Below are 21,266 nucleotides of genomic sequence, written 5' to 3' on the forward strand. Positions count from 1 at the left end.
AAAACGTGGCTGAACAGTTTAAAGTGAATCGTGCAGATCAGGACCAGTTTGCCTTGGTGAGCCAACAACGCACCGCAAGCGCGCAAGCCAAAGGCTTTTTTTCTAAAGAAATCGTGGCAGTTGAAATCCCTCAGCGTAAGGGCGATGCTGTTGTGATTGATACCGATGAGCATCCACGTGCATCGACCACCCTTGAAGGTTTAAGCAAACTTAAACCTGTGGTTAAAGCAGATGGCACAGTTACTGCGGGTAATGCTTCAGGCATCAACGATGGCGCAGCCGCTCTGCTGATTGCATCTGATGAAGCACTTCAGGCTTATAACCTCAAACCACGTGCCAAGATCATTGCTTCGACAGCAGTCGGTGTAGAACCACGCATTATGGGCTTTGCTCCAGCACCAGCCATTAAAAAATTACTTAAACAAGCTAACCTAACTTTAGAGCAGATGGATGTAATTGAGCTAAATGAAGCTTTTGCTGCACAAGCTTTGGCCGTCACTCGTGATTTAGGTTTGCCAGATGATTCTGACAAGGTAAATCCAAATGGTGGTGCCATTGCATTGGGTCATCCACTTGGTGCATCAGGTGCACGCCTAGTCACTACAGCCTTAAACCAGCTTGAACAAACAGGTGGTCATTACGCTTTGTGTTCAATGTGTATTGGCGTGGGCCAAGGCATCGCATTGATTATTGAACGTGTTCAAGCACTTTAAGGAGAAACAAATGCCATCTTTTCAATCTGCTGATGCACAAATTAACTATCAAACTTTTGGTGAGCCATCTTCCCCTGCGCTGGTGTTTTCCAATTCTTTGGGCACTAACTATGGCATGTGGCAAAAACAGTTTAATGAATTAAAAAATCAATTTTTTGTGATCTGCTATGATACTCGTGGTCATGGTTCATCATCTACCCCTAACGGCCCATATACGGTAGAGCAATTAGGTGAAGATGTTGTCCGTTTACTGGATCATCTGAATGTTAGCAAAGCTGCTTTTTGTGGTATTTCTATGGGTGGTTTAACCGGTCAATGGCTTGCGATTCACTACCCTGACCGTTTTAGTCATGTAATTGTGGCAAATACTGCCGCTAAAATTGGACAAGAACAGGCATGGCTTGACCGTGCAAAATTAGTACGTGAGCAAGGTTTACAACCAATCGCCGCTACAGCTGCTTCGCGATGGTTTACAGATCCCTTTATCCAAAGTCACCCTTCAATTGTCAACAACCTGTGTAACGACTTAAGTGCTGGCAGCGCAATGGGTTATGCCAATTGTTGTGAGGCTTTGGCTAAAGCGGATGTCCGTGAGCAGTTAAAAGACATCAAAATTCCTGTATTAGTGGTTGCTGGAACTCAAGACCCAGTAACTACAGTTGCAGATGGCGAGTTTATGCAGCAACGTATTCCGCAATCAAAACTTGCAGAAATAAATGCCTCTCATATTTCTAATGTAGAACAGCCAGAAGCTTTTAATAAAATCCTAAAGGATTTTTTATTAGGTTAATTTAATGATTCAAAAAATGGCCTATAGAGGCCATTTTTTATATCTCGTAGAAACTTAATAACGAATCATAACCGATTTTAATTCGGTGTAATCTTCGATAAATGCATCTGAAAACTCTCTACCAATTCCTGAAGCTTTTACCCCACCAAATGGAACTGATGGATCTAAGAACGTATGCATATTGACCCACAAGGTGCCTGCTTCAATTTTAGGAATTAAACGTAAAGCTTTAGATAGGTCATTTGTCCAAATACTTGCGGTTAAACCAAAGCGCGACTGATTCATCAGTTGAACGAGTTCTTCGTCAGTTTCGAATGGCATTACCCCGACTACTGGACCAAAAGTTTCCTCTGAAAATAAAGGATCATCCGTATTTTTAAAGGAAATTAAAGTCGGTTGTACAAAATACCCTGTCTGATCTAGAGCCTTACCACCAGCAATAATCTGGTTGTTGGCTTTAGCCATATCTAAATAATGTTTCACTTTATTAAAATGTGGCTGATTAGAGAGTGGACCAAACATACTTCCTTCATCCATAGCCGATCCAATTTTGAACTGGGAGAGTGCTTTCGAGAGTTTCTCGACTAGTTCATCATGTTTTGTGTGATGTACAAAAAAACGCTCGGGGGATGCACAAACTTGACCTTGATGTACAAAAGTTGCTTGTAATAAAGTTGGTAAAATCTCATCAATATTTGCATCGGCCAAAACGGCTATTGCATTTTTACCACCCAGTTCCAGACTTACACGGGTTAAATCACTGCTCATCGCGAGCTTACCAATCGCAATGCCTGTTGGTACTGAACCTGTAAACGAGACTTTCTTAACGAGTGGCGACTCAATTAAATATTGCCCTGTATCGCCCTTACCCGTAACCACATTAATTACACCAGCTGGAATACCTGCTTCAATCGCAAGTTCGGCTAAACGTAATAAAGATAAGCTGGCAAATTCACTAGGTTTAAGCACAATGGTACAACCCGTTGTTAAAGCTGAACCGATTTTCCAAACACCAATCATGAGTGAAAAATTCCAAGGCACAATCCCTGCAACCACACCAATCGGTTGTCTTAAAGTAAAGGCTGTATATTTCTCACCTTGCATAGAAGGAATAGAGGGTTGCATAGTTTGACCATTAATTTTAGTTGCCCAACCAGCAAAATATCTCAAGAAAATAACAGATTGTGCGACTTCAAGGTGTCTTGAAATATTGATAAGCTTTCCTGTAGACAACGTCTCGAGCTGTGCAAGTTCTTCACCATGTTGTTCAATTAAATCTGCCAACTTATTTAGTTTAACGCCACGTTCGTACGGTGTAGTTTCAGCCCAAGCATTTTGAAAAGCATGTTCAGCACTTTTCACCGCATTTTCCACATCCTGTTGACTGCCTATACTGATTTGAGCAACAACCTGTTCAGTCGATGGATTCACAATATCCACTTTATCTAAAAGCTCGGCAGCAACTAATTTTCCATCAATAAAATGTCCATGTTGACGTGCCATAAATTGCTGTACGCTTTCTAAAATCTGAACTTCACTCATTTTCTTTTCCTCTTTTCATTTCTAAACTTTTGTTATGACAGCAACTACGCGACCTGATTCAAAATAAAGTCTGCACCACGTTCACCAATCATGATGGCAATTGCATTGGTATTACCACTTGGAACTTGTGGGCAAATAGAACAATCCACCACACGTAAGTTTTTAAAACCATGTACTTTAAGTGTCTGATCTGTGACCGAATCTTGCGGAGCATTGCCCATTTTGCAGCTACCTGCGGGGTGATAAACCGTTTTAATGTTCTGACGCATCCATTTATCAATCGCTTCAATATCATCAGGATCGATATTTGCAGGCTCAACGACTTCTTTGACAATCGCTTTCAATGCTGGTTGTTGTAATAGGCGAAGTCCGGCCTGTACCGCACGGATATTTGCGTCAATATCTTCTTGATGGCCTAAATAATTAGGGTCAATGACAGGCAAATCTTTTGGATCTTTACTGCTTAACCGTAAAGTCCCACGTGCTTTTGGCTGTACATGTCCGACTTTAATGGTAAGGCCATGTGCCTGAGCCGCTGCTTTTTCACCGGGGGTATTATCGAAATTATCCAGCACAGGTAAAAAATGAAATTGGACATCAGGTCGACCATTGTTGTTTGTATCAATAAAACCACCACCTTCTAAAATATTAGTGGTTAGCAATCCTGAACGTGTAAAACACCATTGTAAAAAGTGTCGTACTGCGGCTAAACCGTGGTCTTCACCGAGCAGGCTGTTATTGGTTGTTACTGTCGCATTAACCGACATATGCAAATGATCGTGAAAATTATCACCTACAGGTAAGTCACGAATACATTCAATGCCGAGCTCATCTAAATGCTGTTTTGGGCCAATTCCCGAAAGTAATAAAACCTTAGGACTACCAATTGCACCAGCACTCAGAATGACTTCTTTTTGAGCCTGTACCGTAATCGGTGATTTTCCCCCAACGCTATAAGTCACCCCAGTAACCTGATCACCTTGAGTTTCAATTTTATGGACTAAAGCATCAGTAATCACCGTAAGATACGGGTGGTTTTCGACTGACTTTAAATAAGTTTTTGAGGTACTCGCCCGAGAACCATTTTGAGTAGTAGTTTGATAAAACCCTACCCCCGCCTGATCCCAACCATTAATATCATTGACATAATTCATCCCCATTTGTTGACCTGCTTTAATACAAGCAAGTGTTAAAGGATGGCGATAACGGTTTTCACTGACAGGTAAAATGCCATCTTGTCCGTGATATTCATCAGCAAGACTTTCATTTTTTTCTGCTTTCTTAAAAAAAGGCAGCACATGTTGATAAGACCACTGATTGCATCCCCATTCCGAGGACCATAAATCATAATCCTGTCGTTGGCCTCGGCAATAGATCATGCCATTAACCGAGCTTCCACCTCCCAACACTTTTCCTTGTGCAAGGATCATTTCACGATGATTACAATATTTCTGTGGAACGGTCATGTATTGCCATGATTTTTGCTGGAATACTTTAACTACTGTTGCAGGTATAGTATGAAACATACTACTATCTCGGCTTCCAGCCTCTAGAACAAGAACACGCCCTGCCTTGGCTTCTAATAGTCGTGCTGCGACCACACAACCTGCTGAGCCAGCACCAATCACGATATAGTCATATTGTTGATTCATCTGATTTCATCCTAATTTTATTTCTATGAATGCACCGCCAGTAAACACGGTCTCCTTCGCTTTGATTTAATAGATGTATTGCAGAATTAACTGCGCATAGACATTGGTTTTGTCATCGTAGTTTTGTGTACCGCCACTATGAATATCGTGTTTTGGTTTATAGAGCCCAATTAAAGGAATAACATTGAATTTTTTATTAACCGACCAGACTGAAAAGACATCTAATTCATGTCCATCTACATTAGTTAAAGATTTATTTACTGTTTTGAACTTATAGGCCAAAGCACCCAACATAAAATTTTCTTTCAAATTCATCATGTAAGAAACTTGATGAATATCGGCATTTTTATTGAATGGACCAGCATAATTTCCGGCAACTTCGCCCTGAAACCATGTACCAAAGCCGACTGTATTTCCATAAAACATAGGGTCGTATTGGTCTGAAAAATGACTAAAACGGTAGCCTAATGAGGGCGTATATTTTGAAGATAAAAAGTTATAGTTCAGCGCTAAATAGCCAGCATTTTCTTGGCCATCTTTTTTATCTTGAACCACAAACTCAGTTTTAACTTGTAGTTCTGGTAAAGGCTGATAATTCAAACGTAAAGCATAATTTTTAAGGTCTTGTCGTCCTGAAACCTGTTCAGCATCTTTAAGATCTAATACGTTTAAATAGGTAAACCCAACGCCCTTATCTTTAAGCTGATACATCAGATCAGTCACAAAGAGTTGTGGGGAAAATTGTGCTTTATTGTCCGATTTTAAATAAGCCAACTTAAGGGTTGTATTCTCTTGCGGTTTGTATTGAAGCAAACTTGTAAAATCAAAGCTTCGACGAGCTGCCAAATAATATGCTCCGCCACGATCTAGTGTGCCATCCGCAGGCGCTTTACCAAGATTTAACGCATCACCCGCAATGAAGAACCCATCACCAATCATGATATTTTGTCGACCAATACTTAAATCGTAGGTCGTTAACTCATCTTTATTGGTGCCGTCTTTAAAACCAATGATCCATTCATTCACATCTGTTTTACGTTCTTTGCCATTACTATTTTGGCCTGCGTCTCCATCACCAAATGTTGCCGAGCTAATACCGCTCAAGCTTGCATAGAGCTGATTGTTTTTAAAGGTGTAGTTTCCCTTCGCACCATATTTAAGATGACCTTCTTGCCAATTGACTCTTTCATCATCTAGGTTTTCGCCGTTATAGCTTTTACCGCTACTAAAAGTCCCAAAAGTTGCTTCAAAAATTGACTTAATTTCAAGCTCACCAGCATGCACAGTTGAAAAAAATGAGACAAAGAGAGTCCCTCTCACAACCTGAGAAAATAAATTTTTCATTGAGAAATTCCTTTTTTGCGAACCGCCTAACCGTGCTCAAGTGTGGGTAATCGATTCGTTACCCACTCTAGATCATGCACCCGTTTAGTGATGGTCGTGCTGAGTGTTTTGCTCTTCTTCACCCAAGTTTAAAGTCGGGGTGCTGTCAAAGAAGTTCCAAGGTTTGATGAGCGTATTCACCCATTCTGTTGGCATAATTGGCCATTCTTCAGCACGTGCCACATGAGTTGTGCCTGTTGTCATCCACACCACAAGATCTTTATTTTCAATATTCTCATTGTTGCCAATGAACTGTCCTAACCCTGTGTCATGAGTCGAACGATTTGAATATTTCCCTTCAGGGTAGCGTTCGTCTGGATTGTACTGAGTCACCCAAATTTGCTTATCCATAAAGTTCAAACGTTTAAATAACCATTCATCTTTAGAAAAATTGGCTCCTTTTGCCACAGGGTGTGTTCCACCTGCAAACGGAATCAATTGGTAAGAAACTGGATTACCTAATTTATTTTCCTTGTTGAAATTCGTGAGTAAGCGAATAGTGGATGGGTCAAATTTTTCAGCCGCATTTTGCTCATTCGTAATGACTTTACTGTCAATTTGCATCGTGCTAGTACGAACACCGCCTTTGTCATTGGCTTTCACCACAGGGTCCATATGCATAAAGCTATTATTTTCCCCATCCACATCCATGTCTAAGCGGAAGTTATAGATGTGCTGATGCGTTGTACCCACAATATTATGGTCAATTAAAGTTCCATATTTGGTGTCTTCTTTGGCGGTACTGTCATGCATGGTGCGTGATTTAACGCCTTTAACAGCTTCAATACCTGTTGCACCTGCATTAATCCCAATTACACCATTTTGGGCAAATACCCAGTCAAACATGTAATCATAGTTCCCCACTGTACTAATCCAGCGCACAACAAGTTCACGGCGGGCTTCACTCGCATCTTGGTTACCAAAAATTTCGTGATGTTTATATTCAGGCCCAGCATAACGTTCAAATACAGCAATAGCATTTGGAATCACTTGTGGCTGGCCTTTGTAATCTGCAATCACAGCATCAAGTAAAACAGCGTTGTCGGGTGCATCTGTTCCCGGAAGAATAGATGAGGTAAGTGTTCCCATACCATATTCGCCAGAATCCAAATAAGATTTGAAGTACCAACCAATATCAGGGTCGCCATATGGAACCACCATCCCCCCCAAGTTGCCTTCATACATGACTTTACGCTTCACGCCTTTATCTTTATACGTCACGGTTGAAAGCTGTAAGCCAACACGAGAATCTAAGGCCACATGCAAACACCAATTCCCCCAATGTATGGTTTGACCTGTAATGCTAAAGTTTTTGCCCTCAGGTTCAGTAATATTGAGTGGTTTTAGCTTACTTGCTATGGGTTTATTGGACATATAAGGTCGATTTGCCATTGGCACAGGAATGATTGCGCCTTCTTCAATCTTGATAATTTTTTCTTTATCTAAATCCACTACAGCAACTAAATTTTCAATAGGATGCGCCCAGTAGTTACCATCACCGACATCAAGGTAAGCAACAACTTTTAATATATTGAGTTGTTTGTCCAGACCATCTTTACCGCCAAAATATCCAACAGTTAGCGGTGTAGCAATCACTTTCTTCACATCGGTAATGCCGCGTTTCCGTAACGCGTCTTGATATTCTTTACTCGTTTCAATTACACGTTGTACGGCTTCAAAATTATCGAGCAATACCATTCCATGAGTGTCTTTAAGTACATTCCATTTTGTGACTTGTTGAGTGTTAAGATTAACTTCACCTTCAATCGCTTGGTTGCCTTTTAATAAAATAAATGAGGCCATACGAACTTCTTTAAATTCTTTGTGATTAATGAAGTAATCCCAAACTTTGGCTTTTTCAGGCTCTTTAAGCTTTAACTCGGCAAAACGCATATTTTTATAAGCGTATTTCGAGCGGTTAATCACATCAAAGGTCTTTTTAATTTCGTCAGAGTTTAAGCTATTGAGTGGATGAAACGTATTTTCAATTTTAAAAGTTTGATCTAACCCAGACTGGAATACTTCATTAAAAAAATCTTTTCCAATAACAGGCTTACCATCCTTAATTAATAAAGGCACGCTGAGTTTGAAAGGTTTGCCATTCACCAAAACCTGATCTGAATTGGGTTTGGCCCGAACCACCATAGAACCTTTGGTAATTGTATAGGTATTGGTAAAATCATCTTTGACAACTTTAGCGCCTTGCTCACTCATGTTTTGATAAAGTGAGACCATTTCGGCATGTCCACCATGAGCAAACGCTTGAGTATTGAGTCCCCAAAAGCTTGCAGCTATTGATAAGTTAAGTGCCAGTATTTTTTGTATGTCATTCAATAATCGTTGTTTACGCATTGGTTTCATCCTTTTCATCTATCCCTGAACTATCTGAATCAGATAGTTAAAATGCACTTCCTGTGAGTGAAATTCATTAGACCAACTTAATAGTTTTATGGTTATTAAGCTTATCTAACCTGCTCTAATGAATTTAATTTCAACATAGTTACATAGGGCTAGCTTGTTCAAGAATGACGTCGAATTTGTCTAAAAATGACATTCAAAGATGAAAAATTAAACTGACATACCCTCTCTAAATTCTTTAGGAGAGATACCATATGTTTTTTTAAAGATCTTTGAAAAATGAGCACCGTCCCAGAAACCCCACTTCAAGGCAATTTGGGTAATCGAACTCTGTTTGTTCTTTTTATCAAGCAAATCCGCTTTGACTTTTTCTAGGCGTTTAAGCTGTATATATTTGTTAATAGATAAATTTTCTTGAAGGAACAAACGGTAGAGATGACGTAGCGATACTCCAATATGCTCTGCAATTAATTTAGGTGTTAAATCTGGTTTTGCTAAGTTTTCTATAATATAACGCTCGGCTTTTTCCATTAGATTATTGGAGCTATTAATATTTTTATAATTGATTGTAGGTTTGATTAAGGCAATCAGTGCATCTTCAAAGGCATTACCGTCTTCGGTTGCGTACCAAAGTTTGATGTTTTCAGCAGACATATTTTTCAAAATATTCTTGAGTAAAAAACCACTCATATTTTGAGTAATCAGTTTTCCAAAATATTCAGTACTAATATTTTCTTTCAGTAATTTTTCACGCGACAGATGGACTGAAATCTGACTTACCAAACCTTGCGGATACATCGAAATTGTTTCGACCGGGTCGACCAACACAATATCGCCTTCATTCAGGCTGAGTGTCTCATTTTTATATTCGAGCAGCATTTTTCCCGAATACTGCAAAATCAAAAAACAAAAACGATTATTCACTCGATCGATTTCATCGGCTTTCCGGACAATTTTATTTGCATTGTTTTTGATAAAAGCAATTTCGGTATCGCCCAATAAAAAGCACTGAACTTCACCAATGAATAAATTACGGGTTCCGTCAAAATCGGTTTCAAAATTGCCGCACACACTTTTAATATGGTGCGTCCATGTGAGTAATGCATCGCTTACATATTGGTTCATCCCTTACCTCTCTATACATGTGCAACCGCTCAAAATTTTGCGTTTGTGGTGGTGCACTGTCTTGGCTTATTTGCAATCTTGTTTTATTGATAAACAAATTGTGTGCCAAAAATTCCTTATCCTTGGAATTGTTTTGATGATAGTCAGCTAGATGTGAAGAAGCTGATAAATCAATTCAATTTATCAGCTTAATGGGACTTATGCTACTCCTGCAAAATCTCGCAGCATGGTAATAAAAATATCCTTTTGCTCATCAGAATACTTTTTAAACACTTCATTTTGGTGGCTATCGGCAATATCAAACAAATACTGCGCCGTTTGTTTACCCTTTTCCGTTAGTGCGTATAAATTATCGTGATCAACTAATAATCCTTCAAATTTTAGAATTTCAGCCGATCTTTCAACTTCCTGCATTGGCATAGCAATATCACGCGGTAAATCTTCCTTACTTGAAGCAGTACCACTGGCTAAAACGAGTAAAAGACGTGATTCACTGGTACGGAAACCAGAAGCCATTTGCTTAGGAATATAGTCGGTTTGATAAGCTTTAAAAGCACGACTCATCAAATAGCAAACATTATTATATAAGTGCCCATAATGTGTTTGGTCTACGCCGTTTTGTTCAGTTTGTTTAACTTGAAGGCTCGGATGCGGCATGACACAAGAATATGCGCCTTGATGGTAGACCAGTGGGCTTCGACCTTGGTCATGGAAACGAACCACTTTGCCAACAATAATCCAATGGTCACCACCTTCAATCACTTGATAGCGTTCGCACTCAAACACCGCAGAACAATTTTCTAAGATTGGTGCACGTCCTGCACCAAGTTGAAAATTGGTGTCTGCAAATTTATCAATATTGCGTCTCGAAAACTTATTAGACAGCTCAATTTGTGTGCCTGATAAAATATTGACTGCAAAATGTGTCGCCTCTTCAAATACTGAAAAACTTGAAGATTTTTTATCAATACTCCACAAAATAAGTGGTGGGTCGAGTGACACCGAGTTAAAACTATTTGCGGTTACACCGACTTTCTCACCTTGTGCATTTTGTGCAGTAATAATGGTAACGCCTGTTGCAAAATTTCCTAATGCTCGTCGGAACTGTAGTGGATCGACCGTAAACTCATCTATTTGTTGTAATACATTCATCATCTTTCTCCTAAACCTTCTCTTACATCCATATAAATCGCGAGAGCATTAGATATCTAAAACTAGTCTCGGTGTTTTAGAACGCGAACAGCACACCAATATTTGTTCATTACTGGCTTTTTCTTCGTCAGTAAAATAAACATCTCGATGATCAGGTTCGCCTTCAATTACATCGCACATACAGGTTCCGCATACGCCTTGCTCGCAAGACATTTCAATGTCGATGCCTTCTTTAGCCAAAGCCTGCAAAATGGTTTCACCAGCTTCAACCATAATGATTTTTCCGCTACGCTCAGCCACCACCTCAAATGAATCTCCCGAGGTGTCTGTTTCAACTTGGAAATATTCTTTGTGGATTTGCTGTTCAGGAAAATCGTGAGTCGTGGCAAGATTAATCACCCAGTCCATGAAGCCGACTGGACCACAGGTGTAAATATGGCTCTCAAGGTCAATATCTTTGATGGCAGATTCAAAAAATGCTCTATGGCTTGCGCCTTCGGATTTAAAATGGAAAGTTGTGTATTGTGCTAACTCACCATTTTTAATTTCATCAACAAAAGCACAGTTTTCTGGGCTAGCGCCGCAGTAGTGAAGCTCGAACGATGCACCTTCATGTGCAAGTTGATAGGCCATCGTGATTAACGGCGTAATTCCAATTCCACCGCCAATCAATACGCTGTGTTTAGCTTTTAAAAGTGGAAATAAATTTTTCGGTTCACTGACCTGAATTTGCATGCCATCTTTAATTTCATCAAAAGCCGAGACTGAGCCACCACGTGATTCAGGGTCACGTAAAATTCCAAGGCGAAACTTACCTTCCTCATTTGGATTTTGGCAAAGTGAATATTGGCGCACCATACCATTTGGTAAGTGCACATCAATATGCGCACCCGCTTCAACTTTTGGCAATGTTGCAGAAGTTGCAGATTCAAATTCCATGACTGCAATATTTCCACCTTCCACATGGCGATTTTTAACGACAACATCATAAAGTGTAGTCATGATTTAACTCCCTTTTCATGCGTAAGCTCGTGGCTTAGCGCATGAATAAACCACCGTTAATATCCCATGTTGCACCAGTCACAAACCCCGCATTTGGACTCGCAAGCAACCTACAAGTTTCAGCAATAAAGTGCATACTTCCTAAGGATTTAACCGGAATATTCTGGATGAACTGTTCCATTTTTTCGTCTGGCACCACACTATGAACGATTGGTGATTCCATCGGTCCCGGTGCAACTGCATTAACCGTCACCCCTTTTGCCGCAAACTCTTTGGCAAAAATTTTGGTTAACGTCACAATCGCGCCTTTGGTTGCCGCATAGTGTGCACCTGTTGCAGTACCACCGTTTTGTCCTGCTAACGACGCCATATTAATGATGCGTCCATAGCCTTTTTTCGCCATATATTGGCCAATAATTTGGCAAGCCTGAAAGGTGCCGCGTTGGTTAACTTGGGTCACCCAATCAAAATCAGCTGCGGTAATTTCTAATACTGGCGTTGCTTTGGTGACGGTGGCATTGTTAATTAGCACATCAAGTTTAGAAAATTTCTCTTCAATCCATTGCACCGCTGCATGAAAATCTGCCTCAACTGAAATATCTAATTTCAAGGGAAACATATTTTGTGCATATTGACTTTGTGCCTTAGCATTCTCGGCTTTTTCAAGCGTACTTGCCGACAAAATCACTTGATGGCCTTGGCTCGCAAAATATTCAGCAATCACATTACCGAGTCCAGAAGCAGCACCTGTCACTAAAACAACCTGTTTCATGTTACCGCTCCTAAAGAATGTAGCTAATACCAGCTAAGGTATCGGTTGAGTTAACCAAGTTAATGATTTTACGGTTAATCTTAAAACCAGTATCGGCATCACGAGTCAAATGGTAAGTAATATCTGCGGTGTAATGCTTGAGGTTTTCTTTACGGAATTCACGTAAGTTCTGAGCACAGCGTAAAACGATTTCATCATCTTGGTCTTGAATGACTCGTACTCGCGAAATACTGCGTACCGTATTCGCCTTCGGTGCCGTAGAAATTGCCTCACCATTTTCAAGACGCTGTACACGTAAAGTACGCATATGATTATCGTCATAGGCATAATTTAAGTTGTTTTCGTAGTCTGTGAGGTTCGGGTCAATCGGAATGATATAAACCCCTTTTTCATTCCATAAATTGAGCCATTCACGATATTCGCTGTGGTCTAACATATCTGCTTCAGCCCAGATGAAAGCAGTGACTTCATTTAATAATTGCAGATTCATATTCATTGCTCTCTCCTTAAGCCGTCATCATCTTTTTCCACTGCTGGTATGCTGCGCGCATACCTGTTTCAGCACTGACATCACTTTTTAAGCCATCTTCAGTTTTGACTTCGCCCGGCAAACCGCGGTTCAACATGATCCATAAATCATTACCAGCATTGGCACCGTGTTGTACGCGTTCCCAAGCTTCCGAGTCATCTGGTGTACCAAAACCAAATGGACCTTGGAAATGTTCATGCAAACGTAAGCGATATTGATTGGCAATTTGCGGACCGCCATCCATCGTAATCACCGAGTGATGAATTTCTGTTTCAGCAACTGAGATTGGCTGTAACACACGGAAGAACGCCATTGAACATGCAATATTCGGGAATAAATTTAAGTTAAATCCAGAACCACCGACTGCACGAACAATACGGCGTACTTCTAACTCTTCATGCCCTTCGTCACGCAAAGCTTGAGCCAAGTCTTCAAAGCGCTCTTGAATTGGTCGCTCCATAAGCTCTTCGTCTAGATCAACCAGTTCAGGAATCATCACCATAACACTGTGACCATTACCTAAGTCTTCAACAAAGCCCGGCTGATTTTCGAAGTTAAAGAGTTCTTCTGTTTTTTCATCTACAGAACTTAAGAATGACTTATGTACCAACGGGAAGTGATATGCATCGGTGGTATTTTCAAGCTGGATTTTCCAGTTACCCGGGAAACGGAAACGGTGTTCACCCAACACTTTAATTGGATAACCCGCGCCCTGTTTCATAAATAGGTCAATCCATTTTTTTGCAGGCCCAAGGAACTCTTCAAGCGGTTGAATGTCTTCTTTAAATGAAGCGAAGATCATCCCGTTATATTCTTCTACCCGTAGACTCACCAGTGGCAATTCTGATTTATCTAAACAATCGCCGTAGCTTTCCGGAGATGGTACACCACGTAAACTACCGTCAAGTGCATAACTCCAACCGTGGTACGGGCATACAAAACTATTGGTTTTTCCTTTTTTATGTTCACATACGGTTGCTGCACGGTGACGACAACGGTTTAAAAGTACATGGACTTTCTTTTTACGGTCACGTACCGCCACAACAGGCTGTTTACCGATGTTAATCGTTTTATAGCTTCCGCCTTCTGGAATTTCGCTGGCATGCGCAACCCAGACCCAAGTGCTATAAAAGATTTTTTCCATTTCTTCATCAAAAATACGTTCATCTTTATAAAGAGAAGTATGAGCACGGTCACTTTGAACCAAAGCATCGTAATCAATGCCAATGTTATGCGTTGGGATAATACTGTTCATATCAATAGTCCTTTTAAATATGTCCTGGGTCATTCCTGGGAAGGTACCGGCAATTCAGCTTCAGTGTGCCAATGCGATACGGGACGACTGAAAATATTCTGTGTTTGGAAATGTTTAATTTTCCATGTTCCATCTGCTTGCTTTTGAAACTTCACATTGAGCTTTGCTGTATTCAGATGACTACGGCCATCTTTAAAGGTTGAAGTTTGCAACATGAGCCATGAAGCATTTGCATCATTTTGATTTACATAAATTTGTTCTGAATTTACAAAGTGTGCATTCATAACAAAGTGAGATTCTTTTTGGGTATAGCTTTTAAACATGTCGTAAATCGACTGCCAAGAATCATAACGGCCAAAAGATTTGGCATATTTCTCGCCAATACCTTCCCAAATACAGTCCTGATCAAAAAGATTCATTAGCTCATCAAGGTCTGTATTTGCATTAAGCTCGTCACAGATTTCCATATAACGGTTCAGGCAGTTACGGATAGCATTGTGCGCTTCTAACTGTTCTAGCCGTTCTATGATTTTTGCAATATTCACTTTGTCATTCATTGCCATCGCCTTAACGTTGAATAATCAATTCACGCCCAACACGAGCTTCAACTTTGCAATATTTCCAAAGTTTGTATGGACCTTCACCCACCACAGTCGTTCTAAACAAGTTACAAGCCGCGTGTACGGTTTCAATATCCGGAACATCTGCAAGCAAGTAGGTTGTCCAAGGCCAACCTGCACTTGGGCCAACCATGCTTTGGTCATCATCAAGATTTCCAAAAACATGCACGCCCGGTAAGTCATGAATGCCATTCCACATTTCACCAAACGCTGCCCAAACCGCTTTTGCTTCAGCTGGCTCTGCGTCAAAAAAGTTTTGGTTAATACCCATGCAGAACAAAACGCGTAATGATTTTTTAGCTTCCATCTCAATATCCTTTTAAAAATTAAACTTATAAATAACCTGGGGTTGGTTTTAACCCGAAACTGATTGAGCCTGCATTTTGTAAAGTTGCATCACCCATAAAGGCATGCTGAGTCACCACGTTGGTGTCATTCACAAAACGGCTAAATGGATTGTTGGTATAAATTGCTGTCATGCCCGCAAGCATTTGCATTTTTCGGGTGACTTTGGCGCAAACTCGAGCTGCATGGGTACATGCCAGACGCATATCGCTAATTTGTTCAGCAGTTGCTTCACGACCAGCAATAATTTCATTCCAAACAATGTCCATGGTTTGATAAAACCAAGACTTTGCAGCCTGAAACTCTGCATCAGCCTGAGCAAACTCATATTGAGTCACGGGGCGGTTGGCAATTTCTGAACCGCCTGTAATGGATGCTTTACCCGGCGCCAATTTTTCAAATTCTTCTAATGCGGCAGCTGCAACCCCAATACCCACCACGGTTAATACTTGAGTCGCTAAAGACAGGGACGGATATTTAAAAAAAGGCTCGCTTAGTTTTGAAGGTTCACCCCGAACAAAGGTCCATTTCTTTTCGACCAATACATCTTCAACGACTAAATCATGGCTTCCTGTACCTTTTAGGCCAACTGTGTCCCAAGTCATTTCAATTTTGGCTTTTTTCGCAGGCATCACTGCCATGCGAGGTAAGCCTTGCATTTCATTATTTTTAAGCGGTGAAATCCCCACGCCAACAATGTCAGCACCCATACAACCGCTGGAAAATTTCCATCTTCCACGCACCACCACACCTTCATCGGTAATTTCGGCAGGTTGGGGTGGAAAAATACCTCCGGCAAACACCACATCTGGCCCGTTTTGGTATAACTCTTTAAGCGTTTCTTCTGGCAAACTTCCTAAATACGCAGGGCTCATACCGAAACTTGCCACCCAACCCACTGAACCATCAGCTTTAGATAAAGTCTCGATCAACTCACAAAATTGCCGAGGAGACCATTCTTCACCGCCAAAACGTTTAGGCACCAAGGCACGATAAACACCAATCTGTTTAAGTTTTTCGATAATGTCTTGGCTCACGTAGGCCTGATTATCAAACTCACCTGCACAGGCACGCTCACGAATTTCTTGGCACAAAGCATCTAAGTCAACTGCTTTGTCTTGAGAAGCAAACTCCATTTTAGACAACTTATTCATCATCTAACTCCTTGTAATTTATTGCATTGCATCAACACAAAATTTAGCTATAGCGCATAATTGCTCATCTTTTTGATGCTTCGATACGATCTGTAAACCCACTGGTAAACCTTCACTGGTTTCAAGTGGCACTGAAATGGCTGGATGACCTGATAAATTAAATGGTCGAACTAAAGCTGTAAGATTCAAAAAAGCGACTGTATTTTCAGCTTCAGAAACTTTCGGTGGAATTTGCGGAAGTGTCGGTAGAACCAATGCATCATATTTTTCTAATAAAGCATCGAGTTCTTGGGTCAGCTGCGCTCTCACAACTTCTGCTTGTTTTACTTGCTCTAAAGTGGTGTGTGCCGCTTTTAATAAACGACCATTTACATCAGAACCAATTAAACCCGTTTGAGTTAATTCACCAAAAGCTTGCCAATTTTCATAATTAATAATCTGCATGCCTGCGTCATAAGCCGCTTCAAAGTATTCAACTTTTTCTAAAACGGTCTGTAAATTGGCTTTTTGAAGTGCTTGATAAATACAGTTCCAAACAACCTCATCTGCTTTTACATCTAAAACAGCAATTTTTGGTGCACTAGTAAATTCAGTAGGTTTAAAAGTTGGATCAATAATTTGCATGGCCTTTTCAATCATCTCGACTGAATTTGCAAAAGGGCCAACGCAATCTAAAGAACTTGACGGCGGATATACACCTTTTCTGCTCACGCGACCAAAAGTCGGTTTTAAACCAAAAACTCCGCAGCACGCAGCAGGCATACGAATAGAGCCACCAGTGTCTGTGCCTAGAGTAAAGTCAGCTTGTTTAGCAGCAACTGCCGCAGCCGAACCACTTGAAGATCCGCCTGGGATAAGTTCAGGATATTTAGGATTGATGGGTGTACCAAAAGCGTGATTAATGCCTGTAATACCAAAAGCCAATTCGTGCAAATTTGTTTTCGCAATAATTTCACAATCTGCTTTTAGAATGTTTTTAACAACCTCGGCATCATCTTGAGCAGCTTCAACATTTAATAAAGCTCGACTGCCAGCAATGGTTTTTAGACCTTGAATATCAATTGTGTCCTTGACCATGACCTTGAGCTTGCCACTTCCTTTGTGCACGCTTTGGCTAACAATATTCATTCACTTTTCCATGTATTTTTATTCATTAATTAAAATATCGGAAAATTTAATGGAATTGTCAAGTATTTTTTATAATTTGTTCTCAAGGAAATATGCAAAATTTTGTTTATAATAGGATTACCCTTTTTTCACTAAGTTATTGCTTAGCTATGCTTGATCATTTAGAACAATTTCTTCCTAATAAAGAACCGTCGAGTATTCAAAATTTCCCTTTTTTTTGGGTTTCCCAAGTGAATGGAAAGTATTCACAACTGATTGAAAAATCAATAAAAAAGCTAGGTATTGATAATACACGCCGTAAAATTATTTTAAGCACTAATGCCCTTGGGGAAGCCAGTATTACCGACATTGCCAATCTTTCTACTTTAAAGTTAACGACGGCAACAAAAGCTGTATATCGCTTGGTAGAAGATGGAATTGTCGAGGTCTACTCTTCTACTTCTGATGAACGGATCTCGATGGTGAAATTAACGGCCAAAGGTATTGAGTTGGTTGAACAGATTAATCAAATTAGTGTGGTTACCTTGGCAGGCATTCTGAATGCTTTTTCAGAAGACGAGCTACATAATTTAAATACCCAGTTAAAGAAACTATTTGACCTGATGCCATCCAGCTAAATATTTCTCATCATGATAAATTAGCTCTCTTAGAGCAGTTAAAAATTTCCTTTTCTTTAGCTGCTCTTTCGTTAAAACAATAAAAATTAATAAAATCAAACCCTTATATCATAAATTTATCTATATATAATTACTTAACATACTTTTTAGGTATTCTAACATACTCAATAAGTAATGGAATTTTACATATAAAAAGAAAATAATAATTCCATGATCTTAAAAATCCCATTAACTCCTAATTGGGCTTAGACGCACTCTTCCGGTCTGTACGAGACCAAATTACTCATTTCTAGCCTATTTATTATTCTTATCTAAAAGGGGGGAAATATCGAAAATTTTAGAGGAATAATAAAAGTTAGATATCAATTTCTTTAAGCGTTTTATACATAAGGATTAAGTGTATGAACCAAAGTAATATCGCTGTTGAAAGGACACAGAAGAAAAGCAATGCATATGCATGGTATGTGGTCATACTTTGTATGTTGGCATATATATTTTCATTTATTGACCGCCAAATTCTGGCGCTGATGATTGAACCCATCAAAGCAGATCTCCAACTTTCAGATACTCAATTTAGCTTATTACATGGCCTCGCCTTCTCACTGTTTTATGCGGTTATGGGTTTACCCTTAGCCTATATTGCTGACCGTTTTTCACGACCAAAATTAATTTCAATCGGGATTATTGTTTGGAGTCTGGCAACAGCAACTTGCGGTTTAAGTAAAAACTTTATTCAACTGTTCTTAAGCCGTATGGCGGTAGGTGTCGGTGAAGCGGCTTTATCTCCAGCGGCTTATTCAATGTTTAGCGACATGTTTAGTAAAGACAAACTAGGGCGTGCTGTCGGGATCTATTCAATTGGCGCTTTTTTAGGTGGAGGTATTGCCTTCTTAGTTGGCGGTTATGTCATTAACCTGCTTAAAGGTGTGACACTCATTGAGGTTCCTTTATTGGGTGCGCTTAAAGCATGGCAAATTGCCTTTTTAGTGGTGGGTTTACCCGGCATCATTATTGGTTTGCTGTTTATTTTGACCGTTAAAGACCCTGCACGTAAAGGCCAACAACTCAACCAAAATGGACAAGTTGACCAAGTTAAATTCACACAATGTCTTCAGTTTATTAAAAAACATTCGAAAACATTTGCTTGTCATTATTTAGGTTTTACCTTTTATGCAATGGCACTCTATAGCCTAACTAGCTGGACACCTGCATTTTATATTCGTAAGTTTCAACTCGCGCCGACTGAAACAGGCTATATGCTTGGTACCATTCTGTTAGTCGCAAATACATTAGGCGTATTTTGTGCAGGCTGGCTAAATGACTGGTTTATCAAAAAAGGCCGTCAAGATGCGCCGATGTTCACGGGTGTAATTGGTATTGTTGGCCTGATTATTCCAATTGCATTTTTTACCCAAACAGATCAGCTTTGGCTTTCAGTTAGCTTACTGATTCCTGCAATGTTCTTTGCATCTTTCCCTCTAGTGATTTCAGCAACTGCTTTGCAAATGTTAGCCCCAAACCAGTTTAGAGCACGCCTTTCTGCCCTCTTCCTTTTGGTGAGTAACTTAATTGGACTCGGTATTGGCACAACACTGGTAGCCATTATTACAGATAAAGTTTTTGGTAGCCCATTAATGGTGGGTTCTTCTTTATCTATTGTGGGTGGTTTGTCTTGTGTACTGGCTTTAATTCTACTTTTTAAAGGCTGCAAATTCTTTAGTGAAAGCATGAAGCTTGAAAAATTAAATTAATAGGTCTCACCAATTGCAAAAATGTACTCTCTAACTAAACGCTTAGAGAGTACCGAAATATTCAAAATTACGTAGTGCCGAGGACTGGCTTACACTTGGGAAATGGATTATGGAATTATTTCACCGCTTTCAACCACACACTTTAGCTGTTGCCACTTTATTACTGATGTGCAGCAACTCATGGGCTGCAAATCCAAATCAACAAACTGAAGATGAATGGAAATTCACTTTAAAAAATGCCTATATCAACCGCGATTTTGATAATGATGCACTTAAAGATACTGGCAGTTGGTCTCAGGCAGCATCTTTATTTTATAAATCGAAAATGCATGACACTCCATTAGTCATAGCAAACAAACCAATTACGATTGGGGCTGATGCTTCCGTTCAATACGCCGTGCGCTTAAGTTCAGACAAACATGTTGCGGATACAGTTTTGCCTTTTAATAAAGAAACGCAATCTCAAGCTTCAGATTATTTAAAATATGGTGCAACTTTAAAACTGGGTTATGACAAAACTCTTTTGAGTGTCGGTGAACTCTGGCTAGATTTACCTGTAACGGCTGTAGATGCTAGTCGTCAGTTACTCACTTCATATTGGGGAACCAATTTAAAGTCACAACTTTCAGACCAACTCTACGCAGAAATTGGTCGGGTTGAAAAAGTATCTCCACGAAATGAAGAAGACTTTAAAAAGTTTTCTTTCACATCAAATGGAATTACTAAAGAATCTGATGGTTTGAACTACATTGACCTGCGCTATCAATTCACGCCGTCTTTAAAGGGTGAATATTACTTCGGTAATTTAGAAGATCTGTATAACAAACACTATATAGGACTTGAACATACGTGGAAACAGCCAAGTTTTGCTCTGACCTCTAAGTTTAAATACTTCAATGCAAAAGATGATGGCAACACCTTTGATATTGATGCGCAGAACATTGGATTACTTGAAACGGTTAAAGTAAAAAACCATACCTTTGGTTTAGGTTACCAACAGATTATTGGTGAATCGGCTTACCCATTACCAGATGGTTTTTTACCAGAGACGTATTTCATTAACTGGAACGCTACAGGCTTTTTTAAAGAGGATGAAAAGTCTTACCACGTCATGTATGGCTACGATTTTAAAGATTATGTGCCGGGCCTAAATGCGATGGTAAAATATGTTTACGGACATAACTTTAAAGCAGCCAATGGTGAAAAAAACCACGAAACCGAGTCAAATGTGATTTTAAACTACGCATTTCAGCAGCCTTTCTTAAAAGGCGTGGCCCTGCAATATATTCGTATTGATTACAATGTAAAACATGGCAATGACTTTGGTGAAGATCGCTTGTTTGTCAATTACACTAAAAAATTCTAAATAAAAAATACC

General features: G+C 39.8%; 19 protein-coding genes. 5 read left to right on the forward strand and 14 right to left on the reverse strand.

The genetic code is table 11. The features are described from left to right. A partial coding sequence (locus tag AW165_RS17855; protein ID WP_081410721.1) for an acetyl-CoA C-acyltransferase occupies positions 1-713 on the forward strand: 713 nt, incomplete at its 5' end. A 10-nt stretch (positions 714-723) separates the two neighbouring features. Continuing rightward, positions 724-1,503 (forward strand): 3-oxoadipate enol-lactonase, encoded by a 780-nt coding sequence (gene pcaD / locus AW165_RS17860; RefSeq protein ID WP_060466620.1) that lies wholly within the window; start codon positions 724-726, stop codon positions 1,501-1,503. Between the two features lie 54 nt (positions 1,504-1,557). Here the strand turns inward: pcaD and AW165_RS17865 are convergent, their stop codons facing one another. The 14 genes from AW165_RS17865 to AW165_RS17930 all read right to left on the reverse strand — a co-directional run bounded on the left by AW165_RS17865 (position 1,558) and on the right by AW165_RS17930 (position 17,520). Continuing rightward, positions 1,558-3,045: an NAD-dependent phenylacetaldehyde dehydrogenase gene (locus AW165_RS17865; protein WP_060466621.1), complete on the reverse strand. Its 1,488-nt coding sequence runs from the start codon at positions 3,043-3,045 to the stop codon at positions 1,558-1,560. Positions 3,046-3,089: 44 nt separating this feature from the next. Then, positions 3,090-4,697 carry a GMC family oxidoreductase gene (locus AW165_RS17870; protein ID WP_060466622.1) on the reverse strand — a complete coding sequence of 536 codons (1,608 nt, stop codon included), beginning with the start codon at positions 4,695-4,697 and terminating at the stop codon, positions 3,090-3,092. A gap of 66 nt (positions 4,698-4,763) precedes the next feature. Next, complete coding sequence (locus AW165_RS17875; RefSeq protein WP_081410725.1) at positions 4,764-5,981, reverse strand: hypothetical protein; 1,218 nt, start codon at positions 5,979-5,981, stop codon at positions 4,764-4,766. 144 nt (positions 5,982-6,125) lie between these two features. Continuing rightward, the gene (tynA, locus tag AW165_RS17880) at positions 6,126-8,441 is read right to left on the reverse strand and encodes a primary-amine oxidase (protein WP_081410722.1); all 2,316 of its coding nucleotides are present in this window, start codon (positions 8,439-8,441) and stop codon (positions 6,126-6,128) included. Between the two features lie 207 nt (positions 8,442-8,648). Continuing rightward, complete coding sequence (feaR, locus tag AW165_RS17885; RefSeq protein WP_001077876.1) at positions 8,649-9,563, reverse strand: transcriptional regulator FeaR; 915 nt, start codon at positions 9,561-9,563, stop codon at positions 8,649-8,651. Positions 9,564-9,761: 198 nt separating this feature from the next. After that, positions 9,762-10,718: a p-hydroxyphenylacetate 3-hydroxylase reductase component gene (locus AW165_RS17890; protein ID WP_081410723.1), complete on the reverse strand. Its 957-nt coding sequence runs from the start codon at positions 10,716-10,718 to the stop codon at positions 9,762-9,764. Positions 10,719-10,763: 45 nt separating this feature from the next. Continuing rightward, the gene (locus AW165_RS17895; protein ID WP_060466626.1) at positions 10,764-11,717 is read right to left on the reverse strand and encodes a PDR/VanB family oxidoreductase; all 954 of its coding nucleotides are present in this window, start codon (positions 11,715-11,717) and stop codon (positions 10,764-10,766) included. A 34-nt stretch (positions 11,718-11,751) separates the two neighbouring features. Further along, complete coding sequence (locus tag AW165_RS17900) at positions 11,752-12,489, reverse strand: SDR family NAD(P)-dependent oxidoreductase (RefSeq protein ID WP_060466627.1); 738 nt, start codon at positions 12,487-12,489, stop codon at positions 11,752-11,754. A gap of 10 nt (positions 12,490-12,499) precedes the next feature. Further along, the gene (locus AW165_RS17905) at positions 12,500-12,985 is read right to left on the reverse strand and encodes an aromatic-ring-hydroxylating dioxygenase subunit beta (RefSeq protein ID WP_001056940.1); all 486 of its coding nucleotides are present in this window, start codon (positions 12,983-12,985) and stop codon (positions 12,500-12,502) included. A 10-nt stretch (positions 12,986-12,995) separates the two neighbouring features. Further along, positions 12,996-14,273 carry an aromatic ring-hydroxylating oxygenase subunit alpha gene (locus tag AW165_RS17910; RefSeq protein ID WP_005074154.1) on the reverse strand — a complete coding sequence of 426 codons (1,278 nt, stop codon included), beginning with the start codon at positions 14,271-14,273 and terminating at the stop codon, positions 12,996-12,998. 29 nt (positions 14,274-14,302) lie between these two features. Beyond that, positions 14,303-14,836 carry a nuclear transport factor 2 family protein gene (locus tag AW165_RS17915; RefSeq protein WP_081410724.1) on the reverse strand — a complete coding sequence of 178 codons (534 nt, stop codon included), beginning with the start codon at positions 14,834-14,836 and terminating at the stop codon, positions 14,303-14,305. Between the two features lie 4 nt (positions 14,837-14,840). Further along, positions 14,841-15,200 (reverse strand): hypothetical protein, encoded by a 360-nt coding sequence (locus tag AW165_RS17920; protein WP_000387554.1) that lies wholly within the window; start codon positions 15,198-15,200, stop codon positions 14,841-14,843. Positions 15,201-15,225: 25 nt separating this feature from the next. Next, positions 15,226-16,374 carry an acyl-CoA dehydrogenase family protein gene (locus tag AW165_RS17925; RefSeq protein WP_081038559.1) on the reverse strand — a complete coding sequence of 383 codons (1,149 nt, stop codon included), beginning with the start codon at positions 16,372-16,374 and terminating at the stop codon, positions 15,226-15,228. A gap of 36 nt (positions 16,375-16,410) precedes the next feature. Further along, positions 16,411-17,520, reverse strand: a complete 1,110-nt coding sequence (locus AW165_RS17930) for an amidase (protein WP_060466629.1) — start codon at positions 17,518-17,520, stop codon at positions 16,411-16,413. A gap of 149 nt (positions 17,521-17,669) precedes the next feature. On the opposite strand from AW165_RS17930, the gene AW165_RS17935 reads away from it, so the two are divergent. From AW165_RS17935 to AW165_RS17945, 3 genes are all read left to right on the forward strand, one after another. Then, entirely contained in the window at positions 17,670-18,137 is a 468-nt protein-coding gene (locus AW165_RS17935) for a MarR family winged helix-turn-helix transcriptional regulator (protein WP_002121038.1), read from the forward strand. A gap of 401 nt (positions 18,138-18,538) precedes the next feature. Next, the gene (locus tag AW165_RS17940) at positions 18,539-19,888 is read left to right on the forward strand and encodes a spinster family MFS transporter (RefSeq protein ID WP_017399597.1); all 1,350 of its coding nucleotides are present in this window, start codon (positions 18,539-18,541) and stop codon (positions 19,886-19,888) included. A 109-nt stretch (positions 19,889-19,997) separates the two neighbouring features. After that, positions 19,998-21,254: an OprD family outer membrane porin gene (locus AW165_RS17945; RefSeq protein WP_060466630.1), complete on the forward strand. Its 1,257-nt coding sequence runs from the start codon at positions 19,998-20,000 to the stop codon at positions 21,252-21,254. Positions 21,255-21,266: the final 12 nt, after the last annotated feature.

Source organism: Acinetobacter sp. LMB-5 (assembly GCF_001541635.1).
Lineage (GTDB): Bacteria > Pseudomonadota > Gammaproteobacteria > Pseudomonadales > Moraxellaceae > Acinetobacter > Acinetobacter pittii.